This window comes from Saccharomonospora azurea NA-128 (assembly GCF_000231055.2).
In the GTDB taxonomy this organism is placed as follows: domain Bacteria; phylum Actinomycetota; class Actinomycetes; order Mycobacteriales; family Pseudonocardiaceae; genus Saccharomonospora; species Saccharomonospora azurea.
The window spans coordinates 1,914,425-1,937,250 of the sequence record NZ_CM001466.1 but is presented as its reverse complement, the minus strand read 5'-3'; the positions used below and the strand labels follow the sequence as shown (position 1 = coordinate 1,937,250).

At 69.5% G+C, this 22,826-nt stretch carries 23 protein-coding genes; 12 read left to right on the top strand and 11 right to left on the bottom strand.

The window, feature by feature from the left end; all coding sequences use genetic code 11:
• The first annotated feature begins 7 nt into the window (after positions 1-7).
• Complete coding sequence (locus SACAZDRAFT_RS08745) at positions 8-799, top strand: SOS response-associated peptidase (RefSeq protein ID WP_005440706.1); 792 nt, start codon at positions 8-10, stop codon at positions 797-799.
• The gene (locus SACAZDRAFT_RS08740; protein ID WP_005440698.1) at positions 796-1,407 is read left to right on the top strand and encodes an alpha/beta hydrolase family protein; all 612 of its coding nucleotides are present in this window, start codon (positions 796-798) and stop codon (positions 1,405-1,407) included. Before SACAZDRAFT_RS08745 ends, SACAZDRAFT_RS08740 begins: the two co-directional genes overlap by 4 nt.
• Positions 1,408-1,427: 20 nt before the next feature.
• Here SACAZDRAFT_RS08740 and rsrA read toward each other — a convergent pair whose 3' ends face one another.
• The gene (rsrA, locus tag SACAZDRAFT_RS08735) at positions 1,428-1,763 is read right to left on the bottom strand and encodes a mycothiol system anti-sigma-R factor (protein WP_005440690.1); all 336 of its coding nucleotides are present in this window, start codon (positions 1,761-1,763) and stop codon (positions 1,428-1,430) included.
• Positions 1,760-2,377, bottom strand: coding sequence for a sigma-70 family RNA polymerase sigma factor (locus SACAZDRAFT_RS08730; RefSeq protein WP_005451826.1), 618 nt, complete (start codon positions 2,375-2,377; stop codon positions 1,760-1,762). The genes rsrA and SACAZDRAFT_RS08730 overlap by 4 nt, the downstream gene beginning before the upstream one ends.
• Positions 2,378-2,585: 208 nt before the next feature.
• On the opposite strand from SACAZDRAFT_RS08730, the gene ybaK reads away from it, so the two are divergent.
• Positions 2,586-3,062, top strand: a complete 477-nt coding sequence (ybaK, locus tag SACAZDRAFT_RS08725) for a Cys-tRNA(Pro) deacylase (protein WP_005440687.1) — start codon at positions 2,586-2,588, stop codon at positions 3,060-3,062.
• 71 nt (positions 3,063-3,133) lie between these two features.
• Here ybaK and SACAZDRAFT_RS24155 read toward each other — a convergent pair whose 3' ends face one another.
• Positions 3,134-3,208, bottom strand: coding sequence for a 50S ribosomal protein bL37 (locus tag SACAZDRAFT_RS24155; protein WP_005466056.1), 75 nt, complete (start codon positions 3,206-3,208; stop codon positions 3,134-3,136).
• A 96-nt stretch (positions 3,209-3,304) separates the two neighbouring features.
• Here SACAZDRAFT_RS24155 and SACAZDRAFT_RS08720 point away from each other — a divergent pair, with 96 nt between their 5' ends.
• Positions 3,305-4,840 carry a sensor histidine kinase gene (locus tag SACAZDRAFT_RS08720; RefSeq protein ID WP_005440675.1) on the top strand — a complete coding sequence of 512 codons (1,536 nt, stop codon included), beginning with the start codon at positions 3,305-3,307 and terminating at the stop codon, positions 4,838-4,840.
• 169 nt (positions 4,841-5,009) lie between these two features.
• Here SACAZDRAFT_RS08720 and SACAZDRAFT_RS08715 read toward each other — a convergent pair whose 3' ends face one another.
• A complete protein-coding gene (locus SACAZDRAFT_RS08715; protein ID WP_005440673.1) occupies positions 5,010-5,264 on the bottom strand; it encodes a WhiB family transcriptional regulator in 255 nt (84 codons plus the stop codon).
• Between the two features lie 289 nt (positions 5,265-5,553).
• Positions 5,554-6,480, bottom strand: a complete 927-nt coding sequence (locus tag SACAZDRAFT_RS08710; protein WP_005440672.1) for a diacylglycerol/lipid kinase family protein — start codon at positions 6,478-6,480, stop codon at positions 5,554-5,556.
• Between the two features lie 342 nt (positions 6,481-6,822).
• Between SACAZDRAFT_RS08710 and SACAZDRAFT_RS08705 the strand changes: the two genes are divergently transcribed.
• Complete coding sequence (locus SACAZDRAFT_RS08705) at positions 6,823-7,302, top strand: hypothetical protein (protein ID WP_005440671.1); 480 nt, start codon at positions 6,823-6,825, stop codon at positions 7,300-7,302.
• A 107-nt stretch (positions 7,303-7,409) separates the two neighbouring features.
• Here SACAZDRAFT_RS08705 and SACAZDRAFT_RS08700 read toward each other — a convergent pair whose 3' ends face one another.
• From SACAZDRAFT_RS08700 to SACAZDRAFT_RS08685, 4 genes are all read right to left on the bottom strand, one after another.
• Positions 7,410-7,655 (bottom strand): hypothetical protein, encoded by a 246-nt coding sequence (locus SACAZDRAFT_RS08700; RefSeq protein ID WP_040927717.1) that lies wholly within the window; start codon positions 7,653-7,655, stop codon positions 7,410-7,412.
• A gap of 118 nt (positions 7,656-7,773) precedes the next feature.
• A complete protein-coding gene (locus tag SACAZDRAFT_RS08695) occupies positions 7,774-8,268 on the bottom strand; it encodes a GNAT family N-acetyltransferase (RefSeq protein WP_005440670.1) in 495 nt (164 codons plus the stop codon).
• Between the two features lie 35 nt (positions 8,269-8,303).
• Positions 8,304-8,891: a histidine phosphatase family protein gene (locus SACAZDRAFT_RS08690; RefSeq protein ID WP_005440668.1), complete on the bottom strand. Its 588-nt coding sequence runs from the start codon at positions 8,889-8,891 to the stop codon at positions 8,304-8,306.
• A gap of 155 nt (positions 8,892-9,046) precedes the next feature.
• Positions 9,047-9,655, bottom strand: coding sequence for a dTDP-4-dehydrorhamnose 3,5-epimerase family protein (locus SACAZDRAFT_RS08685; protein WP_005440666.1), 609 nt, complete (start codon positions 9,653-9,655; stop codon positions 9,047-9,049).
• A 318-nt stretch (positions 9,656-9,973) separates the two neighbouring features.
• On the opposite strand from SACAZDRAFT_RS08685, the gene SACAZDRAFT_RS08680 reads away from it, so the two are divergent.
• Entirely contained in the window at positions 9,974-11,164 is a 1,191-nt protein-coding gene (locus SACAZDRAFT_RS08680; RefSeq protein WP_176662470.1) for an NAD(P)-dependent malic enzyme, read from the top strand.
• 287 nt (positions 11,165-11,451) lie between these two features.
• Positions 11,452-11,901, top strand: coding sequence for a hypothetical protein (locus SACAZDRAFT_RS08675; RefSeq protein WP_232286391.1), 450 nt, complete (start codon positions 11,452-11,454; stop codon positions 11,899-11,901).
• Positions 11,902-11,906: 5 nt separating this feature from the next.
• Here SACAZDRAFT_RS08675 and SACAZDRAFT_RS08670 read toward each other — a convergent pair whose 3' ends face one another.
• Positions 11,907-13,346: a bis-aminopropyl spermidine synthase family protein gene (locus SACAZDRAFT_RS08670; RefSeq protein WP_005440660.1), complete on the bottom strand. Its 1,440-nt coding sequence runs from the start codon at positions 13,344-13,346 to the stop codon at positions 11,907-11,909.
• 287 nt (positions 13,347-13,633) lie between these two features.
• On the opposite strand from SACAZDRAFT_RS08670, the gene SACAZDRAFT_RS08665 reads away from it, so the two are divergent.
• The 5 genes from SACAZDRAFT_RS08665 to SACAZDRAFT_RS08645 all read left to right on the top strand — a co-directional run bounded on the left by SACAZDRAFT_RS08665 (position 13,634) and on the right by SACAZDRAFT_RS08645 (position 19,301).
• Complete coding sequence (locus SACAZDRAFT_RS08665; RefSeq protein WP_005440658.1) at positions 13,634-15,205, top strand: S8 family peptidase; 1,572 nt, start codon at positions 13,634-13,636, stop codon at positions 15,203-15,205.
• A 227-nt stretch (positions 15,206-15,432) separates the two neighbouring features.
• On the top strand, positions 15,433-15,714 hold the full coding sequence (locus SACAZDRAFT_RS08660; protein WP_005440657.1) for a metal-sensitive transcriptional regulator: 282 nt from the start codon (positions 15,433-15,435) through the stop codon (positions 15,712-15,714).
• A gap of 55 nt (positions 15,715-15,769) precedes the next feature.
• Positions 15,770-15,976: a heavy-metal-associated domain-containing protein gene (locus SACAZDRAFT_RS08655; RefSeq protein ID WP_005440655.1), complete on the top strand. Its 207-nt coding sequence runs from the start codon at positions 15,770-15,772 to the stop codon at positions 15,974-15,976.
• Between the two features lie 31 nt (positions 15,977-16,007).
• Positions 16,008-16,925, top strand: coding sequence for a hypothetical protein (locus SACAZDRAFT_RS08650; protein WP_005440653.1), 918 nt, complete (start codon positions 16,008-16,010; stop codon positions 16,923-16,925).
• 27 nt (positions 16,926-16,952) lie between these two features.
• Complete coding sequence (locus SACAZDRAFT_RS08645) at positions 16,953-19,301, top strand: heavy metal translocating P-type ATPase (protein WP_005440651.1); 2,349 nt, start codon at positions 16,953-16,955, stop codon at positions 19,299-19,301.
• 110 nt (positions 19,302-19,411) lie between these two features.
• On the opposite strand, the gene SACAZDRAFT_RS08640 is transcribed toward SACAZDRAFT_RS08645, so the two are convergent.
• Positions 19,412-22,826, bottom strand: a 3,415-nt coding sequence (locus SACAZDRAFT_RS08640; RefSeq protein ID WP_005440649.1) for a multifunctional oxoglutarate decarboxylase/oxoglutarate dehydrogenase thiamine pyrophosphate-binding subunit/dihydrolipoyllysine-residue succinyltransferase subunit, incomplete at its 5' end; no start/stop codon positions are given.

Sequence of the window (22,826 nt, the reverse complement as noted above, 5' to 3'; positions counted from 1 at the left end):
GATACCGATGTGTGGCCGTTACGCCGCCACCAAGGACCCCGCCACTCTGATGCGGGAGTTCGACGCGGTGGACGGCACCGAGGGCAAGGCCGGGCGCGCCGACTACAACGTCGCGCCGACCAAACACGTGCCCACGGTCGTCGAACGCCATCCCCGGGACGCCGACGGCACGGTGCTGGAGGACGAGCCCGCCGTGCGCAGCCTGCGGATGATGCGGTGGGGACTCGTGCCGTTCTGGGCCAAGGACCCGTCCGTGGGCAACCGGATGATCAACACTCGGGCGGAGACGGCGACGGAGAAGCCGGCGTTCCGCAAGGCGCTGTCGCGGCGGCGTTGCCTCGTGCCCGCCGACGGCTGGTTCGAGTGGAAGGCGGTCGACGGCGGTGGCCGCAAGGCTCCCAAGGAGCCGTACTACATGACCACGCGCGACTCGTCGTCGCTGGCGTTCGCCGGGTTGTGGGAGACGTGGCGGGACCCGAGTGGGGACCCGGACGCGCTGCCGCTGATCACGTTCTCGATCATCACCACCGACGCGGTGGGGCAGCTCGCCGACATCCACCACCGCATGCCGCTGGTGTTGCCCGAGGCCCGTTGGGCCGACTGGCTCGATCCGTCGCGGACCGACGCCACCGACCTGCTCACCCCGCCCGACCGAGACTGGCTCGACGAGCTCGAGCTGCGGCCCATCTCGACGAAGGTCAACAACGTCCGCAACAACGGCCCGGAGCTGATCGAGCGGGTGGAGCCCGAGGCCACCGACCTCGACGCCGCGCTGTTCGAGCTGCCGAACCCGTCATGACGACCCGCATCGAGACACCGCACGGCCTCGCCCGCGTGTCGTTGCACTCGGCGGACCAGGGCGTCGCGGGTCTGCTGCTCGGGCATGGGGCGGGCGGTGGCATCGACGCGCCGGACCTGGTGGCCGTGGCGCGGGCGGCTTGTGCCGCCGACGTCCATGTCGCGCTGGTGGAGCAGCCGTATCGGGTGGCGGGCCGGCGCGCGCCCGCACCGGCGAAGCAGCTCGACGCCGCCTGGTTGGCCGTCGCCGCCGAGCTCGCCGCGACGACGTTCGAGGAGCTCCCGCTCGTCTTCGGTGGTCGATCGTCCGGTGCGAGGGTGGCTTGCCGCACGGCGGAAGCCGGCGGAGCCGACGCCGTCCTGTGTCTCGCCTTCCCCGAGCACCCACCGGGCAAGCCCGAGAAGAGCCGCCAGCACGAGCTGGACGCCGTCGGTGTGCCCACACTCGTCGTCCAGGGCGAGCGCGACCCCTTCGGCAGTCCTCGGCCCGGACCGCACCACGAGATCGTGACCGTGCCCGGCGATCACAGTTTGAAAGCGGATCTCGACGCCGTGGCACGGGCCGCCTCGGAGTGGCTCACCCGCGTGCTGCGCCCCCTCGTGTCGTAGCCGTCGCCGCGGCGACCGACTCACGCCGTCGGCGGCTCCGTCGTGCGTTCGATCACGACGTGGGTCTCGGACACCGTCGTACCGGAGCGTTGGGCGACCGTGTTCCGGATCGACGCCTTCAACCGGCTCTTGAGCTCGGCAGGCGCGTGCTCGCCGCCGCACTTGCGGGCGAGAAGCTGCTTGATCTGCTCGTCGATGCCGTACTCCTCGAGACAAGGGGGGCAGTCCTCGATGTGCCTGCGTAGCTCGGCGTCACGCTCGGGCGTGCACTCCTTGTCGAGCAGCAGGTAGATCTCCGCCAGAGCATCGTCGCAGTCGACGTGCTCGGCGCCGTTCGATTCGTCGCGGACCGTCATCGACGCGCCACCTCCCGCTGCTGCCCAGAGCGGATGAAACCCCGTTCTCTGGCGACGTCGGCGAGCAGCTTCCGTAGCTGGCCCCGGCCACGGTGCAGGCGCGACATCACCGTGCCGATGGGGGTGTTCATGATCTCGGCGATCTCTTTGTACGCGAAGCCCTCGACGTCGGCAAGGTACACCGCGAGCCGGAAATCCTCCGGGAGCTGCTGCAACGCGGCCTTCACATCCGTGTCGGGCAGCTTGTCCATCGCCTCGACCTCGGCAGAACGGAGGCCCTTCGACGTGTGACTCTCCGCCTGCGCGAGCTGCCAGTCGGTGATCTCGTCGGTGGGCTGCTGCACCGGCTGGCGTTGCCGCTTGCGGTAACCGTTGATGTAGGTGTTGGTGAGGATGCGGTACATCCACGCCTTGAGGTTGGTGCCCTTCTTGAACGAGGAGAAGGCGGCGTACGCCTTGAGGTAGGTCTCCTGCACGAGATCCTCGGCGTCCGCCGGGTTCCTCGTCATCCGCATCGCCGCCGAGTAGAGCTGGTCGACCAGCGGCATGGCGTCGCGTTCGAAGCGTTCCACCAGCTCGCGATCGGCGTCCGTGCGGGGCTCCGTCGTCGACATGGGGATGTCGACAGGGCTCTGCGTGCTCGGCAAACCGTTCCCTTCCCGATGTGCGCCGGAGTCGCGGCGCGTGGTGTGTCGAACCGGCCGGATCTCGCCCAGGTTCGCTGTGACGACCCGGGGGCGGTTCGATGGCGTGGTCAGCGTTGTCGGCACGTTCCGTGCAACGTCCGGCCGGAGCTGTTCTATTCCGCTACGATCCAGCGCTGTGGCTGGAAAGGGAACACCCGCGACTGCGTTGCTGACCAAGCGCAAGGTCCCGCACGCCGTCCACACCTACGAGCACGACCCAGGGGAGTCGTCGTACGGTTCGGAGGCGGCGGCCGCTCTCGGAATTGCCGAGGAGCGCGTATTCAAAACGTTGGTGGCGGAGGTGGACGGCAAGCTCACAGTGGGAGTGGTGCCCGTCACCGGCCAGCTGAATCTCAAGGCGCTCGCCTCGGCGGTCGGCGGCAAGAAGGCGAAGATGGCCGACGCCGATGCCGCCACGCGCGCGACCGGTTACGTTCTCGGCGGCATCTCGCCGCTCGGTCAACGCACCCGCCTGCCCGTGGTGGTGGACGAGTCGGTACGGCGTTTCGACACCGTGTTCTGCTCGGGGGGCCGGCGGGGCCTGGAAATCGAACTCGCCCCCGACGACCTGGTGTCGCTCACCGGAGCCACCGTGGCGTCCATCGCGGGCTGAGGCGGAGGTGCGCCCGGCGCCGGAGCCGGTGAGTCGGCTCACGTGGCCCCGCGCCGGGCAGTGCGCACTCGTCAGGAGTTCGGCTTCTTGCCGTGGTTGGCGCTGTTCTTCTTGCGGTCGCGCCGCTTGCGAGCTCGCTTCGACATTGATCACTCCTTGCCTGCAGACGTCGCGTTTAGTGTGTCATGAGGGGTGCTCCGGCCTTGTCACCCCCTTCGCCGCCGACGTACTTCGGGAGAGGCATGTCCACCCTTGCTGAGCTGCTCGCCGACCACACAGGGCTCCCCGGCGAGTCCGTCGACCATCTGCAACTCGTGGTGGCCGAGTGGCAACTCCTCGCCGACCTGTCGTTCGCGGACTTCCTGATGTGGGTCCCGGTCGAGGAAGGTGCGGACGCGTTCGTCTGCGTGTCCCAGGTGCGCCCGACGACCGCACCGACCGCGCATCCGGAGGACGTCGTCGGCGCGCGGTTCACGAACGAGGAGCACCCGCAGTTGATCCGGGCCATGCGGGAGGGGCGGATCTGCCGGGAGGAGGAACCGCACTGGTACCGCGACCTCCCGATGCGTCGCGAAGCGATCCCGGTGCGCCTCGGGGATTCCGTGATCGCCGTCTTGTCGCGGGAGACGAACCTCGCGACGCCGAGGGTGCCGAGTCCCCTGGAGATCGCGTACCTCGGCAGTGCGGCGGACCTCTGCCAGATGATCGCCGACGGCACGTTCCCCAGCCCGGGAGCCGCGACCGACGTGCACACCAGCCCGAGAGTGGGGGACGGCCTGGTCCGCGTCGACCAGGGCGGCACCGTGGTGTTCGCGAGTCCCAACGGGCAGTCGGCGTACCACCGGATGGGCTACGAGTCGGACCTCGTCGGCGCCCGGCTCGTCCCGCTGACGCGATCTCTGGTGCGTGATCCGTTCGACGCCACCGACGTGGCCCACCGCATCCGCGACGCGATCGACGGCAAGCCCGGCACCCGCACCGAGGTCGAGTCGCGGCGCGGTGCGGTGGTGCTCTTCCGCGCGCTGCCACTGCGCCCGGCGGGCCGCGCGGCCGGCGCGCTCGTGCTCGTGCGGGACGTCACCGAGGTCAAGCGCCGCGATCGGGCGCTGATGTCGAAGGACGCGACCATCCGCGAGATCCACCACCGGGTCAAGAACAACCTTCAGACGGTCGCCGCGCTGCTGCGGCTGCAGTCGCGGCGGACGCACTCGGACGAAGCCCAGCAGGCACTGACCGAGTCGGTGCGTCGCGTGTCGTCCATCGCGATGGTGCACGAGGCGTTGTCGATGTCGGTGGACGAGAAAGTCGATCTCGACACGCTCTTCGACAAGGTGCTGCCGATGGTGGGCGAGGTCGCCACGGCCGAATCGCACGTGCGCGTCAGCCGCACCGGTTCGTTCGGGATCGTGGCCGCCGAGCTCGCCACACCGCTCGTGATGGTGGTGGCCGAACTCGTGCAGAACGCCGTGGGCCACGCGTTCTCCGCCGGCCGCAACGGACGCGTCGAGATCGTGGTCGAGCGCTCCGCGCGCTGGCTGGACGTCCTGGTCCGCGACGACGGCAAGGGGCTGCCCGCGGGCTTCTCGCTGGAGCGCGCCAACGGCCTCGGGTTGCAGATCGCGCGCACGCTCGTCGAATCCGAGCTGCGCGGTTCGTTGTCGCTACGGGGAATCCGCGAGGACGACACCACGGCGGGCGGGGCGCCGATGGGCGAGGACGGGGTGAAAACGACGGGAACCGAAGCGGCGATCCGCATTCCGCTCAGCCGGCGTACGTGAGGTCGCCGAAGCCGCAATCGGACCGATCCCGGGCTTCTGTCGCAGATGTCCGAGATCGGGAAACCGTTGCGATTTTAGGTAAGCGCGTTCGAGGGCCGGCACCCGAAACGGATGCCGGCCCTCGAATCTTTTGCCGCGGTCGTTCGGCAAAAGGAAAACGCGGTTTCGCTCAGAAGCTGCTACGCGTGCCGATCTGCGCGCGACGACGCTTCAGCGCACGCCGCTCGTCCTCGCTCATACCGCCCCAGACGCCGGCGTCCTGACCGCTGGCCAGAGCCCAGGCCAGGCAGTCGGAGGCCACGGTGCAGCGGTGGCACACAGCCTTCGCCGCAGTGATCTGAGACAGAGCGGGACCGCTGGTGCCCACGGGGAAGAACAGTTCCGGGTCTTCGTCTCGGCAGGCCGCGCGGTGGCGCCAGTCCATTTCTACGAGCTCCTTATTCGGGCGCGGGTGTGCCGCGCCACAGTCGTCATGGCGGTCGTTTTTGGGGTGCTTGTGAATGGTTTCACGAACCCTCGGGTTCGACAAGTGTTTTGCAGCGATCGGTGAGTCAGCTCACCCGGCTCAGCTACGTGTCTGACCTGCGGCTTTGTCCATTCGTCGCCGCTGTGACGGAAAACCGGTGCGGTGAACGGACCGTTCCCGTCGCCGAGTGGCAACAAGGACTTTGCCGCGAGCGATCACGTCGCTGTAGCTCGCCGATCACGGTGACTCACACCGCAACCGTGAGCGCCCGAGGCACACTGACGAACTCCACGTGAGTGCGTTGACCCACCAGATCTCCGTCGACCTGCAAGTTTACCGGTGATCGCGCAGTGATGCCGACCAACGACAGGTCGTCGTGACGAATCAGACGTCGCCCGCGGTGCTCCCCGCGCTTGCGCAGCGCTTGCCGGACGTGTCGCAACACGGTCGGCAGCCCGAGCCCGGTGAGAGCGAACAAACCGAGTCCGGTGTCGAACGAGCAGCCGTTGTTCAGGTGCACGGGCCGAGGGCCGAGATAACTCCACGGGTCCGTGTTGGACACGAACGCCGTGCGCACCGTTGCCGGTTCCTTGCCCGGGACCTGCACCGTCAGCTCTGGATGGCCCTGCGGCGGCCGCAGATAACACCGCACCGCGGTCCGCAGATACAGCGACGGGCTCGTCCGCTTGCCGCGCCGTTGATCCACCGCCGCGACCACGTCGGCGTCCCAACCCACTCCGGCGTTGAACGTGAACCACCGTCCGTCGGCACGGCCGAGCCCCACCTGCCTGCTCCGCCGCTCCCGCAGAGCATTCAGCAGATGGTGTGTCGCCTCGACGGGGTCACGCGGAAGACCGAGGGCACGCGCGAACACGTTCGCGGACCCACCCGGCACCACGCCCAGCATCGGCACGGCGTCGAAGGAGCCGGGCCTGCCGCCCGACACCGCGAGGAGGCCGTTCACGACCTCGTTGACAGTGCCGTCACCGCCGTGGGCGACCACCAGGTCGATGTCGTCCGCCGCGGCGGCGCGCGCGACCGTCATGGCGTGCCCGCGGTAGTCGGTCTCGACCACGTCGAGCTTCACCTGACTGGCCAGCGCGTGCGCGAGCACGTCGCGACCAGCAGGTGTGGTGGCGGTGGCCTGAGGGTTGACGACGAGTACAGCGCGCACCAGGCGCAGCGTAGGTGAGTCGACGCGGTTTGCGGTGACTTCGCGACGGAACTACCAGTGCGAAACTCGTCACTGCGTTGGCATGCCTGCCCTCGGCTACCGCCGGACCTGCTTACTCGTTCACTTCCGCCAGTTGCCTCCCGCCGAGTCCTTCGTTGACACCGACAGCGCCGTGACGAGTGCACCCCGGGCACGACCGCCCGCTCATCGACGACACCTGAATCATTGCCCGCCGCGCCGCCGAGTAAAACGGCCGACCGGGTGGCATACCATCGGAGGCGTTCACGCAGGGTCACCTACACCGTGTCGCCTCTGTCTGCGCGCTCAGAAAGGCAGCATCCCGTGCCGATCAGCGACCTCGTCTCTCCAGCACCGCGTCAGGTCCGCATCGCCGGAGCGCTGACCGCCCTACCCGGGCTCGCGCTCCTCGCCTTCGGCGTGCTGCTGGCTCTGAACGCGGGCGACGAGCCCGCGATGACGGGCGGCAACGTCGCGGCCGAGATCGCGTACTACGTCGTCCTGGCGGCCGGTGTCCTGGTGTGTGCGGCGGCGCTCCTGCTCGGCAAGACGTGGGCGCGTTCGCCGTCGCTGGTCGTCAACCTCGTCGTCATCGGCATGGGGTGGTACGCCACAGGGCCGTCGAACCAGCCGGGCTTCGGCGTTCCGGTGATGATCATCGGTGCCGTCGTCGTGGTCATGCTGTTCCAGGAGCCGTCGCGTGCCTGGGTGCTGGGGCAGCGGCCGGACGAGAGCGAGGAGGACGCCGCACGCCGAGGCGGCGCGGCGGGGCGGGCCGCCGAACGCGAGCAGCACGGCGAGTGACCGCCCGCACCCGCGCGTGGCGTGCGCGAACTGCGGACACGCGTGCGGAAGGCGCGGACACGCGGGCGGTAAGTGCGGACACGCGTGCGGGAGGCGCGGACACGGTGTCAGGGGGCGTTCAACGTGGGTCGGTCGTGTTCCTCCTTCACGGCGTGCAGGTGCGCCCAGGACTCCACGGCCTTGACGCCGGGCAGCGCGCGGATGCGCTCCAGCGTCGCGAACACGCCTTCCGGTGACGCCGCTCGGATCGGACCGACGCCGTTGCACCAGCCGATGCCGGCGGCGAAGCTGTCGATCTGGTCGATAGTGGTGAGCTGCTCGGCCACCGCCTCCGTGGGAACTCCGAGGGACACCGCGAACCCCGCCGTGTGAATGCTGCTCAGCGGGGTCAGCCGACCTGGGAGAACGCGTGCTGGCCGTGTACCAGGACGGGCGGGCCGTGCACGTGCGGCCCGACACGCCCGGAGCGGCTCAGTCCGCGACGCCGGGGGCCTCCGACGCGAGTGCCGTCAGGGGTTGATCGGTGAGCCGGTAGACGGTCCACTCGTCCATGGGCTGTGCGCCGAGGGACTTGTAGAACTCGGTCGCCGGGTTCCAGTTCAGCACCCACCACTCCAGCCGGGCGTAGCCGCGGTCGACGCACTCCTTGGCGAGCGTCGCCAGCAGCTCCTTGCCGAGGCCCCGGCCGCGCATCTCCGGGCGGACGTAGAGGTCCTCCAGGTAGATGCCGTGCACGCCGCGCCAGGTGGAGAAGTTGAGGAACCACAGGGTGAAGCCGACGACCTCGCCGTCGACCTCCGCGACGTGCCCGTACAGGGCGGGGTCCTCACCGAACAGCGCGCGGTGCAGCTGGTCGGAGGTGAGGTGGCACTCGTGCGGGGCCTTCTCGTACTCGGCGAGGTCGTGGACGAGCGCCACGACGGTGTCGACGTCCGATTCGCGGACGCGGCGGATACGGCTTTCCACGGGATTCCTTCTCGGTGTGCGGTGTGCGGGGATGGTCACGACGGGGGCAGGTTGAGGTGCAGCAGTCGCGGTTCGTCGTTCGCGCGGCCGAGCACCGTGAGGCTGGCCGCGTCGAGGCCGAACCGCCTGCCCGCCGTGGTGGGCAGTTCGAGCCACCGGGCGATCAGCACACGGCCGAAGTCGCCCGGTACGACCAGCGCGACGGGATGCCGGTCGAGCTCGCGTCGCACTCGGTCGAGCAGGGTGTCGGCCCGGTGCTCGACGTGGTCGACGGTCTCTCCGCCCGGCACCGGGTGCGACCACACCGCCCAGCCTTCCGTGTGGCCCTGGACCTCGTCGGGGGTCCTGCCCTCGTACGCCCCGTAGTCCCACTCCATCAGTTCGTCGGTGGTGTCGGACACCGTGAGCCCGGCGAGTTCGGCGGTCCGGAGAGTGGCCCGGCGAGGGCTGCTGAGCACGAGCGCCGGGACGTCGTCCGACATCAGGGCGTAGGTGCGCCCGGCCGCGTGGGCCTGCCGCTCCCCGACGGCGGTCAGGGGCGGATCGCCTCTGCCCGTGAAACGCCCGACCGCGGACCACTCGGTCAGGGCATGGTGGAGGAGGAACAGGTGGTGCTCGGGCACGCCTGCAATATAGCCGTCCTACTGCGGGTCAGGGACTGGTCGACTCGTCCCTCGACCTCGCAGAACTTGCTCGTTCGGGTGAAAATCGCGCCCGGCGGACCGACGTCACGAAACGTGGTGTGAGTGATGCGGTGAGTGACGGTCCGAAAGGGCGGTCAGTTCTCCGCCTTGCGCAACCGCTCGTAGTGGGCGACGCAGTCGTCGTAGCGGGGGAGCAGGCCGGTGTCGAGGGACTGCGCGAGCGTCGGAGCGGCGGCGTCCTTGTCCGACAGCACCGGCTCGACGTCCGACGGCCAGGGCAGGCCGAGCTCCGGGTCGAGTGGGTTGATGCCGTGCTCGGTCGCCGGTTCGTATCCCGTGGAGCACAGGTAGGTCATGACGGTGTCGTCCTCGAGGGCCATGACCGCGTGACCGAGCCCCTCGGCGAGGTAGACGCACCGCAGACTCGTGTCGTCGAGGCGCACGGCGTCCCACTGCCCGAAGGTGGGGGAGCCGACGCGGATGTCGACCACGATGTCGAGCAGTGCTCCGCGGGCGCAGTAGACGTACTTGCCCTGGCCGGGCGGGGTGTCCTTGAAGTGGATCCCGCGGACCGTGCCGCGGCGCGACACGGTGTTGTTGGTCTGCGCGACGGACAGCCGGTGACCGACGGCTTCGACGAACGCCGACTCCTGGTAAGGAGCGGAGAAGAAGCCCCGCTGGTCCGGGAAGATCCGAGGTACGAACTCGTAGGAGTCCCTCACGGACAGTTCGCGCACGTCCATGCGCGCCAGCTTAGAGCGCGCCGGGTGATCGACAGGGGCGGGCTATACAAGCCGAACGGACGTCTTGCTATTGCTGCTCTGACCAGCTGAAAGAGTGGTCTCTTCTGTGATCTCAACCGCACCCGGCGACTCGGTGCGCATCGGTACTGGCACACTGGGCGAACCGCTGCGTCCGCGGCCACGGTGTCATCCGACCCACCTCACCACGGGCTTCGACGGACGCCTCGGCGGCGAGTGCGCTACCGCGCCGTCTCGCCGTGTGGAGGAACCCACATCACCGGGGATGTCCAGTGTCCACTGCGTCCCCGTCTTCCAGTCATGGAGATTGTTGTGTCCCAGGCTCAGGTGAGCGACGAAGACATCTTCCACGGTCACGAGCGCGGAAAGCTCTCGGTGGCCGCCACCCGCCCCATCGGCGAGGCGCGTGACCTCTCCATCGCCTACACCCCCGGTGTGGCGAAGGTCAGCCGCGCCATCGCCGACGACCCCGCGTTGGCCGCCCGCTACACGTGGGCGGACCGCCTCGTCGCCGTGGTGAGCGACGGCACGGCGGTACTCGGCCTCGGGGACATCGGAGCGAGGGCGTCGCTGCCGGTGATGGAAGGCAAGTCGGTGCTCTTCAAGACGTTCGCCGGCCTCGACTCCATCCCTCTGGTGCTCGAGACCACCGACGTCGACGAGATCGTCGAGACGCTCGTGCGGCTGCGGCCGTCGTTCGGGGCGGTCAACCTCGAAGACGTCTCGGCGCCGCGCTGCTTCGAGCTGGAGGCCAGGCTCATCGAGGCGCTCGACTGCCCGGTCATGCACGACGACCAGCACGGCACGGCGATCGTCGTGCTGGCCGCTCTGCGAGGCGCCAACCGCGTGCTCGACCGCGACGTGGCGAACCAGCGGGTGGTCATCTCCGGTGCCGGTGCGGCGGGCGTCGCCTGCGCCAAGATCCTGCGTGCCGCGGGCGTGGGGGACGTCACCGTCCTGGACTCGAAGGGCATCCTGCACAGCGGCCGCGACCACCTCAACCCGATCAAGGCCGAGCTCGCCGAGATCACGAACGCCGAGGGCCTGCGTGGCGGCATCGCGGAGGCGATGAAGGGTGCGGACGCCTTCATCGGGCTGTCCAGCTCCAGCGTGGACGGCGAACTGCTCGCGACGATGACGCCCGATCCCATCGTGTTCGCGCTGTCGAACCCGGATCCGGAAGTGCACCCGGAGGTCGCGGCCCGGTACGCGGCGGTGGTCGCCACGGGTCGCAGCGATTTCCCCAACCAGATCAACAACGTGCTGGCCTTCCCCGGCGTGTTCAAGGGTGCGCTGGACGCGGGCGCGACGGCGATCACGGAGAACATGAAGCTCGCGGCCGCCGACGCGATCGTGTCGGTCGCGGCGGACTCGCTGGCGGTCGACCGGATCGTGCCGAGCCCGCTCGACGAGCGGGTGGCTCCGGAGGTCGCCGCCGCGGTGGCGAAGGCAGCCGAATCGGACGGCGTCGCGACCACGGCGGTGCGCTGACTCGGTGCGCTGTCCACACGGGCGGCCGACTCCCGCACAGGGGCGTCGGCCGCCCGTTTTCGGCTGATTTTCCGATGTGGGATCGACGGTCGGATCGGCGGGTTATGCTGCGGCGTCCCCAGCGCACGGCGTGCTGGTGGACGGAGAGGAGAACAATGTCGGTAGACCCTCACGGTGCCGGCTACCCGCAGGGTTCGCAGAACCAGCCAGGCATGCCGCCGATGCCTCCCCCGGCAGATCCCATGCAGGGAGGCCCCATGCAGGGAGGCCCCATGCAGGGAGGCCCCATGCCGGGTCCGATGCCGGGGAGTCCGCTGCCCGCCAGCCCGATGCCCGGCGACATCCACATGGTGCGTCCGGAGCGGCCGGGGACGCTCACCGCGGCGGCCGTCCTCGGTTTCGTCACGGCGGCGTTCGAGTTCCTCGGTGGTCTGCTGTGGATCCTCGGCGGTTCGGTGGTCGGCGACCTCGAGGACGCGTTCGGCACGGGCACCGACTTCGGCACCCTCATCATGCTGCTGGGGTTGGCCTCGCTCCTGGTGGGCGGTGTCTACATCTGGGGCGGCGTGATGGCGCTGAAGTGCAAGACGCCGGTGCTCTTCGCCGCGTGCGGTGTCGGGCTCGTGATCAACATCGTCGCGCTCGTGCTGTCGGAGGCGCACAACGGATGGTTGTCGGCCGTGCTCGCGATCGTGACGCTGATCCTGCTCGCGGTCCCGGCCAGCCGCAGGTTCTGATCGAGCTAGTCGCGCGGAGCCTTCTCCGCCTCAAGGTCCGTCGGGTGTTCCGCCGTGAGCCGGCGGAGCACGTCGACGATCCGGTGGCGGGGGAGGTCGATCAACCGCAGGTCCGCCAGATCGGCCGGGGCCTGCGGCCAGACGTTGCCGAGGCGCGCGTGCGCACGCGTCCACACCCGGTGCGCCGCCGTGGTGGTTTCGGTCCGGTCCGCGACCACCACGGCGTGCTTGCTGTCGGGTGTGCTGCGCAGCAGTCGCAGTCGGTACTTCGGCGCGACGAGCTCGATCAGTGCCGACTGCGAGGGCGCGTCGGTGAGGTCGGGGTGGGCGTTGGGAACGAGCACCGCCACGCGCTCGGCGTTCACGCCCAGTAGTACGCGCACCAACCACGGACCGGGATCGCCGGTGAGGTCGACGGCCACCGCCGTCCCCTCCTCCGCCGTGGTCGGCTTCGTCCAGTCGGGACCGGCCGACACGACCTTCTTCCCGCCCGCGCTCGCGAGGTCGTCGAGTTTCGAGCGCACCTCGCTCGGGGCCGTGCCCACGGCTTCCACGGACCGGGGGCCGTGGGTGTAGATCGCCTGGCCGCCCTTGGTCTTCTTCCGAGCCCGGGGCGTGGGATGGCAGACGTAGAGATCCGCGGTGCTGCCCACCGCCTGCGCACCGTGGTAGCGGTGGAAGCCCGGCACGATCGCCTCGAAGGTCAGGCCGAGGTTGATCAGCGCCTTCTGGGTCTGGTGGCCGAGCGTCGGATGGCGGCGGCTGTAGCCGTAGGCGAGCAGCACCCGCCCGTGGGTCGGTTCGCGCAGGCATTCGACCGCCCGGGAGGCGAAGAGCGCCATGCCCTCCGGCGTGTACGGCGGGTCGCTGAACACGAGGTCGGCCGTGCCCGACACGGCGCGGGGCAGTCCGAACCGGAGGTCCGCGTGGACGGTGCGGATCGTGCCGCCGCTGCGCCGGTCGATGTGTTCGAGCACGCGGTCGTCGACGTCCACCACGGCGAGGTCGGTGTCGGCCCGCAACTCCCGGACCGCGAGCGAGGTGAGGTCGTGGTCGCCGACGAACACGAGTTTGAGGCGCCCGAGGTCGTAGTGCTCGTCGAGCCAGAGGGCGCGGCGCACCACGGTGTCGAGGGTCGCCTGGACGTGGTCCAGCGCGGGCAGCGGTGGAGGAACGTCGGCGAGGTGCCGCTCGATGCGGGCCGCGAGGTCGTGGGGCGGGTTCGCCCGCCGACCGACGTGATCGAGCCACGCCTGCGCCGTCCCCGGCCGCAGGCGGAGCGCGGTGCCGTCGCGTTCCACGTCGTCGGCGAGTTCGGCGAGGAGGTCCTCCACCGAGCGGCGCGGCAGTCCCGTGTCACGGACGAGAGCGTCGAACTGCACCCACCCCGCGTCCAGAAGACGGATGGCCGACCGGTGCTGTCGCGCGAACACGCCGAGATCCACGGCAGTGAGCCTAGACGGCGGAGGAATATCCACGCTGAGCGGTGCCACTGGGTTGCCGAAGGTGTGGCATGTCACAGTGGAGGGGGTGTTCCGAACGAATGGACTGCGTCCGAAGTAGGACAGCGTTCCTACTTTCGGGTCGGACCAACAGGGTGGTTGTCGCGGTGTCCGGGGCGTCAGAACTGAGCCGATTACCTCGATTGTCTGGCTGAGGCAAGAGCTACCTGCGAAGCGGTCTCCACGCTTACGTTTTCCGCCAACGTTCACCGGAACGTGTAGGAGGAACAGTGCGAGGTCACAGAGTGTTCAACGGCAGAACGCTTGCCGGTGTCGGGCTCAGCGCCGGGGTCGCCGTCCTGACCGCGTTGGGGGCGAACGTCCCCGCCGCCGCGGCGCAGGAGGGCACGATCCTGGGAGTTGACGCCGAGGGTGCCATCGACAACAGCTACATCGTCGTCCTGAAGGACGGCACGACGGTCGACGAGGTCGCCGACCGGCACAGCGCTGACGTGGAACACGTCTACGACAACGCGCTGAACGGCTTTTCGGCGACGATGAGCGAGACCATGGCCAAACGTGCGGCGGCCGACCCCCGCGTCGCGTACGTCGAGCAGAACCGGGTCTTCCACACGATGGACGACCAGACGAACCCGCCGTCCTGGGGGCTCGACCGCGTCGACCAGCGGAACCTGCCACTGGACGACACGTACAGCTACTCGACCACGGCGTCGAACGTCGAGGCGTACATCATCGACACCGGTATCCGGATCTCGCACGACGACTTCGACGGTCGGGCTCGCCACGGCTACGACTTCGTCGACAACGACAGCGACGCCGACGACTGCAACGGCCACGGCACCCACGTGGCGGGCACGGTCGGCGGCAGCTCCTACGGTGTCGCCAAGGGCGTCGAGCTGATCGGTGTCCGAGTGCTCGACTGCTCGGGCTCGGGCTCGTACGACGGCGTCATCGCCGGCATCGACTGGGTCACCGAGAACGCGTCGGGCCCGGCCGTGGCCAACATGAGCCTCGGTGGCGGTGCGTCCACCGCCGTGGACGACGCGGTGCGCCGCTCGATCGCGGCGGGCGTGACGTACGCGCTGGCGGCGGGCAACGACTACGGCGCCGACGCGTGCAACAGCTCGCCGGCCCGGACGCAGGAGGCCATCACCGTCGGCTCGACCACGAGCACGGACGCGCGGTCGAGCTTCTCCAACATCGGCACCTGCGTGGACATCTTCGCGCCGGGCAGCAACATCACGTCGGCCTGGATCGGCAGCGACTCCGACGAGAACACCATCAGCGGCACCTCGATGGCCACGCCGCACGTGGCGGGCGCGGCGGCGCTGTACCTGGCGGACAACCCGTCGGCCTCGCCGCAGCAGGTGCGTGACCACCTCGTGGACAACGGCACGAGCGGTGTCGTCGGCAACCCGGGCAGCGGCTCGCCCAACGTGCTGCTCTACACCGGTAGCGAGGGCGGCAACGAGCCCGGCCCCGACCCCGAGCCCACCGACTGCGACCCGGTGACCAACTCGTCGGCCGTGAACATCCGCGACTACGGCACCGTGACCAGCCCGCTGACCGTCAGCGGCTGCGACCGTGCCGCGTCCGGCACGACCACGGTCTCGGTGGACATCGAGCACACCTACCGCGGTGACCTGCGCATCGACCTGGTCGCCCCGGACGGCACGACCCACCGTCTGAAGAACAGCGGTTGGGACTCGCGTGACGACGTGAAGGAGACCTACACGATCGACGCGTCGAGCTCGCCGGCCGACGGAACCTGGGAGCTGCGGGTGACCGACGTCTACTACGGCGACAGCGGCCGCCTCAACAGCTGGACCCTCACCCCGTGATGAGGGACTGACCGGCTTTTCCGCGAGAGGGCCTGTCCGCACCGGTACGCCGGGGTGGGCAGGCCCTTTCTCGTGTGCACGTTCGAGTGACGTCAGTTGAATGCCCTACCCCCCTAGGGTATAAAGGAATACGTCGACATCGCTCGCCGCTGATCAGCCGGTCCGTAGAGATACGGGTACGGGGTAACGTGAAGAGCGTGGTGCCGGCGAGGTGAAGGAGAGCAACGATGCGGGGATACACCGAGGACAAGGACGCGTACCTGAAGCGGCTGCGCCGGGTCGAAGGGCAGATCCGGGGACTGCAGCGCATGGTCGAGAACGACGAGTACTGCATCGACGTGCTGACGCAGATCGCGGCGGCGACGAAGGCGTTGCAGGCGGTCTCCCTCGGCCTCATCGACGAGCATCTGCGGCACTGCGTCGCCCAGGCGGTCGCCGAGGGCGGCGAGACCGCCGAGGCGAAGGTCAAGGAAGCCAGTGACGCCATCGCCCGCCTGGTGCGTTCCTGATCCCTTTGTGGTCATCCCTGTCGACGACACGAGCGAAACCCGAAAGGACCCCGACATGGCCGAGCAGACCTACACCGTGACCGGCATGACCTGCGGTCACTGCGCCAGTTCCGTGACCGAGGAAGTGCAGGAGATCGCCGGTGTCACGGACGTCGCGGTGGACCTGCCCACGGGCAGGGTGACGGTGACCAGCGACCGCGAGATCGCCGTCGACGACGTCCGCAAGGCCGTGGAAGAGGCCGGCTACAGCCTGAGCGCGTGATCCTTGCGCACCGACCTGGACGGGATAGGACATGAACACAGCAGCCAGGCTCTCCGCCTACGGCGTGTCGCTGGCCCTGGTCGCCGTGGGCGGCTGGGTGGTCGGCGAGGCTGTCGGTCCCTCCGCCGGTGAGACCGGTGTGCGCGGCGGGGAGGACACCGCGCACACCGGCGTCCACCGCGGCGCGGTCGGGGGAGCGGCGCAACACCAGCCCGAGGGGCTCGCGTCGTCGAAGGGCGGATACACGCTCGTCCCCGCCGACACGACGCTCACCCCGGGCGTGGAGGAGGCGCTGACCTTCCGGATCACGGGTCCGCGCGGCGAGACGGTGACGCGGTTCGACGTCGAGCACGAGAAGCGCATGCACCTGATCCTCGTGCGGCGCGACGCGAGCAACTTCGACCACCTCCACCCGACGATGGCCGACGACGGCACGTGGAGTGTGCCGATCACGGTGGACGATCCGGGAAGCTACCGGGCGTTCGCCGACTTCACACCCGCCGGCGCGGAACCGATGACGTTGGGCGTGGACCTGGCCGTGCCCGGTGAGTTCCGGCCGGTGCACCACGAACTTTCGCGGGTGGCCCGCGTGGACGGCTACGAGGTGCGGCTCGACGGCGAACTCGTTCCGGGCAGGACGTCGACGCTCACCGCGACCGTCAGCAAGGACGGTCGCCCGCTCACCGACCTTCAGCCCTATCTCGGGGCGTCCGGACACCTCGTCGCGCTGCGCACGGGTGATCTCGCCTATCTGCACGTCCACCCGGCCGGGCACGGCGACACCGGTGGTCCCGGGATCGAGTTCGCGGCCGAGGTGCCGTCGGCGGGCACCTACCGGCTCTTCCTCGACTTCCGGCATGGAAACAGCGTCCGCACGGCGGAGTTCACCCTCGACACCACCGACACCGGGGGCGCGCCGGGCTCGCCGCACACCGGCCACGGTCACTGACCGCGGCGTCGATCTTCAGGAGTGGACATGAGTTCCGACGTCTCGACCGAGGCCCGGCCCGTCCGGGACCTCGAAATCGCGATCGGCGGCATGACGTGCGCGTCGTGTGCCAACCGCGTGGAGCGCAAGCTCAACAAGCTCGACGGTGTCACGGCGACGGTGAACTACGCCACGGAGAAGGCGAAGGTGACCTTCCCGGAGGAGCTGGATCCCGCCGAGCTTGTCAGCACGGTGGAGGCCGCGGGCTACACCGCCGAGCTGCCCCGGCCGGCCGAGCCCGCCGACGGCACCGGCACTGCCGACACCATCGGTGGGGAGCGGTCCGACGAGAGCGACGACGCGCACCGCTCGCTGCGTCAACGGCTCGTCGGCGCGGCCGTGCTCTCGGTGCCCGTGGTGTTGCTGGCGATGGTGCCGGCCTGGCAGTTCGAGTACTGGCAGTGGATCTCCCTGACGCTCGCGGCTCCGGTGGTGACGTGGGCGGCCTGGCCGTTCCACCGGGCCGCGTGGACCAACCTGCGGCACGGCGCTGCCACGATGGACACCCTCGTGTCGATGGGCACCATCGCCGCGTTCGCCTGGTCGCTGTACGCGTTGCTGTTCGGCAGCGCCGGTGTGCCCGGGATGACGCACCCGTTCGAGCTGACCATCGAGCGCACGAGCGGGGACGCCAACATCTACCTCGAGGTCGCGGCGGGGGTGACGACGTTCATCCTCGCGGGCCGCTACTTCGAGGCGCGGTCGAAACGACGGGCCGGTGCCGCGCTGCGTTCGCTGCTGGAACTCGGGGCGAAGGAGGTCGCCGTCCTCCGCGACGGGACCGAGCAGCGCATCCCGGTGGACCGGCTCGCCGTGGGGGACCGGTTCGTCGTGCGGCCGGGGGAGAAGATCGCCACCGACGGTGTGGTCGAGGAGGGCACCTCCGCAGTCGACGCGAGCATGCTCACCGGCGAGTCCGTGCCCGTGGAGGTGCGGCCCGGCGACACGGTCGTCGGCGCGACGGTGAACTCCGGCGGCCGTCTGGTGGTGCGGGCCACGCGCGTGGGAGCGGACACCCAGCTGGCGCAGATGGCCAAGCTGGTCGAGGACGCGCAGACGGGCAAGGCGGCCGTGCAACGGCTCGCCGACCGCATTTCCGGCGTGTTCGTCCCGATCGTGATCGCGCTGGCGGTCGGCACGCTCGCGTTCTGGCTCGGCTCGGGCGTCTCGACGTCGGCGGCGTTCACCGCCGCCGTCGCCGTGCTGATCATCGCCTGCCCGTGCGCGCTCGGGCTTGCCACGCCCACGGCGCTGCTCGTGGGCACCGGACGCGGCGCCCAGCTCGGCATCCTGATCAAGGGCCCGGAGGCGCTGGAGTCGACCCGCAGGGTGGACACGGTGGTGCTGGACAAGACGGGCACCGTCACGACCGGTGCGATGACGTTGGTGGATGTCCACGTGGCCGAGGGCGAGGACGTCGACGAGGTGCTGCGACTCGCCGGGGCGCTGGAGCACGCCTCCGAACATCCCATCGCCCGTGCCATCGCCGCGCAGGCGGCCGAGCGCGTCGGCGCCCTCCCCACGCCGGAGAGCTTCACCGCCGTCGACGGCCTGGGAGTCCAGGGCGTCGTGGACGGACACGCCGTGCTGGTCGGGCGGGTCGCGCTGCTGGAGGAGTGGAGCCAACCCCTGCCCGCGGAACTCGTGACCGCGAAGGCCGAGGCCGAGCGACTCGGCAGGACCGCCGTCGCCGTGGGGTGGGACGGCCGGGCCAGGGGCGTGCTGGTGGTGGCCGACACCGTGAAGCCCACGTCGGCGCAGGCGGTGGCGCAGCTCAAGGGCCTCGGACTCCGGCCGGTGCTGCTGACCGGAGACAACGAGGCGGTCGCCCGGGCGGTCGCCTCGGAGGTCGGCATCGACGACGTGATCGCCGACGTGCTGCCCCAGGACAAGGTCGACGTCGTCCGGCGTCTGCAGGACGAGGGCAGGGTCGTCGCCATGGTCGGCGACGGCGTCAACGACGCCCCGGCGCTCGCCCAGGCCGACCTCGGGCTAGCGATGGGCACCGGCACGGACGTCGCCATCGAGGCCAGCGAGATCACCCTCGTCCGCGGTGACCTCCGGGTCGCCGCCGACGCGATCCGGCTCTCGCGCCGCACGCTGGCCACCATCAAGGGCAACCTGTTCTGGGCCTTCGCCTACAACGTCGCGGCGCTGCCGCTGGCGGCGGCGGGCCTGCTCAACCCGATGCTCGCCGGGGCGGCGATGGCGTTCAGCTCGGTGTTCGTGGTCAGCAACAGCCTGCGCCTGCGGGGCTTCCGCAGCACGGCCACCGCGAGCCCGGCCGTCGGCAGCGGCACGCGCGCGGACGAGGCGAAGGTGACCGTGCCCAGCTGACGACGCCGGCGACGCCGAGGACACCGAGGCGGGCACCCGGCCCTGAAGACGCCGATGGCGGCGGCACCGTGAGGTACCGCCGCCATCAGGGTTCTCGGTGAGTTCTCGGCTTACTCGAACGCCTTGGCGATCAGCGCCTTCTGCTCGACCTCGTGGACCTTGGACGAGCCCGCCGACGGCGCCGCCATCGGCCTGCGCGCCACCACCTGCAGGGTCGGGAACGCCTCGGGCAGCCTGCGCGGGAGGTTCAGCCCGAAGAACGGCCAGGCACCCTGGTTCTCCGGCTCCTCCTGCACCCAGACGATCTCGGCGTTCTTGTTGTAGCGCTGCATCTCGGCGACCAGCTTCTTCTTCGGCAGCGGGTAGTACTGCTCGACACGCACGATGGCGACGTCGTTCGCCTCGCGCTTGCGGCGCTCGGCCACCAGCTCCCAGTAGAGCTTGCCCGACGTGAGCAGCACCTTGCGGGCCTTGGCCGGGTCGACCTCGTTCTCGCCGATGACCGACAGGAACTTCGAGTCGCCGGTGAAGTCGTCCAGCGACGACGTCGCGGCCTTGTTGCGCAGCATCGACTTCGGGGTGAAGACGATGAGCGGGCGGTTCACGCCGTCCAGCGCGTGCCTGCGCAGCAGGTGGAAGTAGTTCGCCGGGGTCGACGGCACCGCCACCGTCATCGAGTGCTCCGCGCACAGCTGGAGGAACCGCTCGATGCGGCCGGAGGTGTGGTCGGGCCCCTGGCCCTCGTGGCCGTGCGGCAGCAGGAGCACGACGTCGGAGAGCTGACCCCACTTGGCCTCACCGGACGAGATGTACTCGTCGATGACGGTCTGGGCGCCGTTGACGAAGTCGCCGAACTGCGCCTCCCACATCACCAGCGCCTCGGAGTTGGCCACCGAGTAGCCGTACTCGAAGCCGACGGCCGCGTACTCGGACAGCGCCGAGTCGTAGATCATCACGCGGCCCTGGTCGTCGGACAGGTGCTGCAGCGGTGCGTACTCCTCGCCCGTCTTGCGGTCGATGAGCACCGAGTGACGCTGCGTGAACGTGCCGCGACGGGAGTCCTGGCCGGACAGGCGGACGAGCCTGCCTTCCAGCGCCAGCGAACCGAACGCGAGCAGCTCGCCGAACGCCCAGTCGATGTTGCCCTCGCGGGACATCTTGTGGCGTCGCTCCAGCACCGGCTTGACGCGCGGGTGCGGATTGAAGTTCTCGGGCAGCGTGACGAACGCGTCGCCGATGCGTTCGATGACCTCGCGGTCGACGGCCGTCGGCACCTGCGCGGGCACCTGCTGGCGCTTCTCCACGGACGGGCTCGGGGCGATCGGGTGCTTCTCCAGCTCCCTGACCTCGTTGAACACGTGCTCCAACTGGCTGGAGAAGTCGCGCAGCGCGGCCTCGGCCTCCTCCATCGAGATGTCGCCGCGGCCGATCAGCGCCTCGGTGTAAGTCTTCCGGACGCTGCGCTTGGCGTCGATGATGTCGTACATGCCGGGCTGCGTCATCGACGGGTCGTCACCCTCGTTGTGACCGCGCCTGCGGTAGCAGATCATGTCGATGACGACGTCCTTGTTGAACGCCTGGCGGTAGTCGACGGCCAGTCGCGCGACCCAGTACGCGGCCTCGGGGTCGTCGCCGTTGACGTGGAAGATCGGCGCGCCGATCATCTTCGCCACGTCGGTGGCGTACTGCGACGAGCGGGAGTGCTCGGGCGCGGTGGTGAAGCCGACCTGGTTGTTGATGATGACGTGGACGGTGCCGCCCGTGCGGTAGCCGCGCAGGAGCGCGAGGTTCAGCGTCTCGGCCACCACGCCCTGCCCGGCGAACGCGGCGTCACCGTGCAGCAGCACCGGCAGAACGGTGAAGCCGCCCGTCTCGCGGTCGCCCTTGTCGAGCAGGTCCTGCTTGGCGCGCACGATGCCTTCCAGCACCGGGTCCACGGTCTCCAGGTGCGACGGGTTCGCGGTGAGCGACACCTTCGTCTCGCCGTCGCCGAACATGCGGAAGTACTTGCCCTCGGCGCCGAGGTGGTACTTCACGTCACCGGAACCGTGTGCCTGGCCGGGGTCGAGGTTGCCCTCGAACTCCTGGAAGATTTGTGCTATGGGCTTGCCCACGATGTTGGCCAGCACGTTCAGCCGGCCGCGGTGGGGCATGCCGATGACGACCTCGTCGAGCTGGTGCTCGGCGGCCTTGTCCAGCACGGTGTCGAGCAGCGGGATCACGGTCTCGCCGCCCTCGAGCGAGAACCGCTTCTGGCCCACGTACTTCGTCTGCAGGAACGTCTCGAACGCCTCGGCCGCGTTGAGCTTCGACAGCACGTACTTCTGCACCGACGGCTCGGGCTTCTCGTGCGGAACCTCGACGCGCTCCTGGATCCAGCGGCGCTCGTCCGGGTCGAGGATGTGCGTGTACTCCACGCCGACCGTGCGGCAGTAGGAGTCGCGCAGCACGCCGAGGACGTCGCGCAGCTTCATGCGCTCCTTGCCGGCGAAGCCGCCGACGGCGAACTCGCGGTCCAGGTCCCACAGGGTGAGGCCGTGAGACAGGATGTCGAGGTCCTCGTGCCTGCGCTGGCGGTAGTTCAGCGGGTCGGTGTCGGCCATCAGGTGGCCGCGCATCCGGTAGGACTCGATGAGCTCCAGCACGCGGGCGGTCTTGTCGATCTCGCCCTCGGGAAGGTCCTCGACCCAGCGCACCGGCTCGTACGGCAGCCGCAGCGACGTGAAGATGTCGTCGTAGAAGCCGTCGCCACCGAGCAGCAGCTCGTGGATGCGCTTGAGGAACTCGCCGGACTCGGCGCCCTGGATGATGCGGTGGTCGTAGGTCGAGGTCAGCGTCATGATCTTGCTGACGCCGAGCTGGACCAGGGTCTGCTCGCTGGTGCCCTCGAAGTGGGCCGGGTACTGCATCGCACCGACGCCGATGATGGCGCCCTGGCCCGACTGCAGGCGGGGCACCGAGTGGTTGGTGCCGATGCCGCCGGGGTTGGTCAGCGAGATCGTGGTGCCCGCGAAGTCGTCCGCGGTGAGCTTGTTGTTCCTGGCCTTCTTGACCATGTCCTCGTAGGCCTGCCAGAACTGCAGGAACGTCATGTTCTCGCAGTTCTTGATGGAGGCCACGACGAGGGAGCGCTGCCCGTCCTTGCCCTTCATGTCGATGGCGAGGCCGAGGTTGACGTGCTCGGGGGTCACGGCGTGCGGCTTGCCGTCCACGACCGCGTAGTGGCGGTTCATGTTCGGGAAGTCGTGCAGCGCGCGAATCATCGCGTACCCGATGAGATGGGTGTAGGAGATCTTGCCGCCGCGCGTGCGCTTCAGGTGGTTGTTGATGACGATGCGGTTGTCCGCCATGAGCTTGGCGGGCACCGCGCGCACGCTGGTGGCGGTGGGGACGGTCAGCGAAGCGTCCATGTTGCGCGCGATCGCCGCGGCGGCGCCGCGCAGCGGCTTGCGCTCGGGCTCGCTCGTCGACTTCGGCCTCGTGGCGGCCGCCGTGCCCACCGCGATCCGCACCGACGGTGAGTTG

Bases quoted from the DNA above. Each gene is read 5' to 3' on its own strand.
- rsrA (WP_005440690.1), bottom strand. From the start codon at position 1,763: ATGACGGTCCGCGACGAATCGAACGGCGCCGAGCACGTCGACTGCGAC.
- SACAZDRAFT_RS08745 (WP_005440706.1), top strand. From the start codon at position 8: ATGTGTGGCCGTTACGCCGCCACCAAGGACCCCGCCACTCTGATGCGG.
- SACAZDRAFT_RS08645 (WP_005440651.1), top strand. From the start codon at position 16,953: ATGAGTTCCGACGTCTCGACCGAGGCCCGGCCCGTCCGGGACCTCGAA.
- SACAZDRAFT_RS08660 (WP_005440657.1), top strand. From the start codon at position 15,433: ATGCGGGGATACACCGAGGACAAGGACGCGTACCTGAAGCGGCTGCGC.
- SACAZDRAFT_RS08650 (WP_005440653.1), top strand. From the start codon at position 16,008: ATGAACACAGCAGCCAGGCTCTCCGCCTACGGCGTGTCGCTGGCCCTG.
- SACAZDRAFT_RS08740 (WP_005440698.1), top strand. From the start codon at position 796: ATGACGACCCGCATCGAGACACCGCACGGCCTCGCCCGCGTGTCGTTG.
- SACAZDRAFT_RS08675 (WP_232286391.1), top strand. From the start codon at position 11,452: ATGCCGGGTCCGATGCCGGGGAGTCCGCTGCCCGCCAGCCCGATGCCC.
- SACAZDRAFT_RS08715 (WP_005440673.1), bottom strand. From the start codon at position 5,264: ATGGACTGGCGCCACCGCGCGGCCTGCCGAGACGAAGACCCGGAACTG.
- SACAZDRAFT_RS08680 (WP_176662470.1), top strand. From the start codon at position 9,974: ATGGAGATTGTTGTGTCCCAGGCTCAGGTGAGCGACGAAGACATCTTC.
- SACAZDRAFT_RS08730 (WP_005451826.1), bottom strand. From the start codon at position 2,377: ATGTCGACGACGGAGCCCCGCACGGACGCCGATCGCGAGCTGGTGGAA.
- SACAZDRAFT_RS08655 (WP_005440655.1), top strand. From the start codon at position 15,770: ATGGCCGAGCAGACCTACACCGTGACCGGCATGACCTGCGGTCACTGC.
- SACAZDRAFT_RS08720 (WP_005440675.1), top strand. From the start codon at position 3,305: ATGTCCACCCTTGCTGAGCTGCTCGCCGACCACACAGGGCTCCCCGGC.
- SACAZDRAFT_RS08685 (WP_005440666.1), bottom strand. From the start codon at position 9,655: ATGGACGTGCGCGAACTGTCCGTGAGGGACTCCTACGAGTTCGTACCT.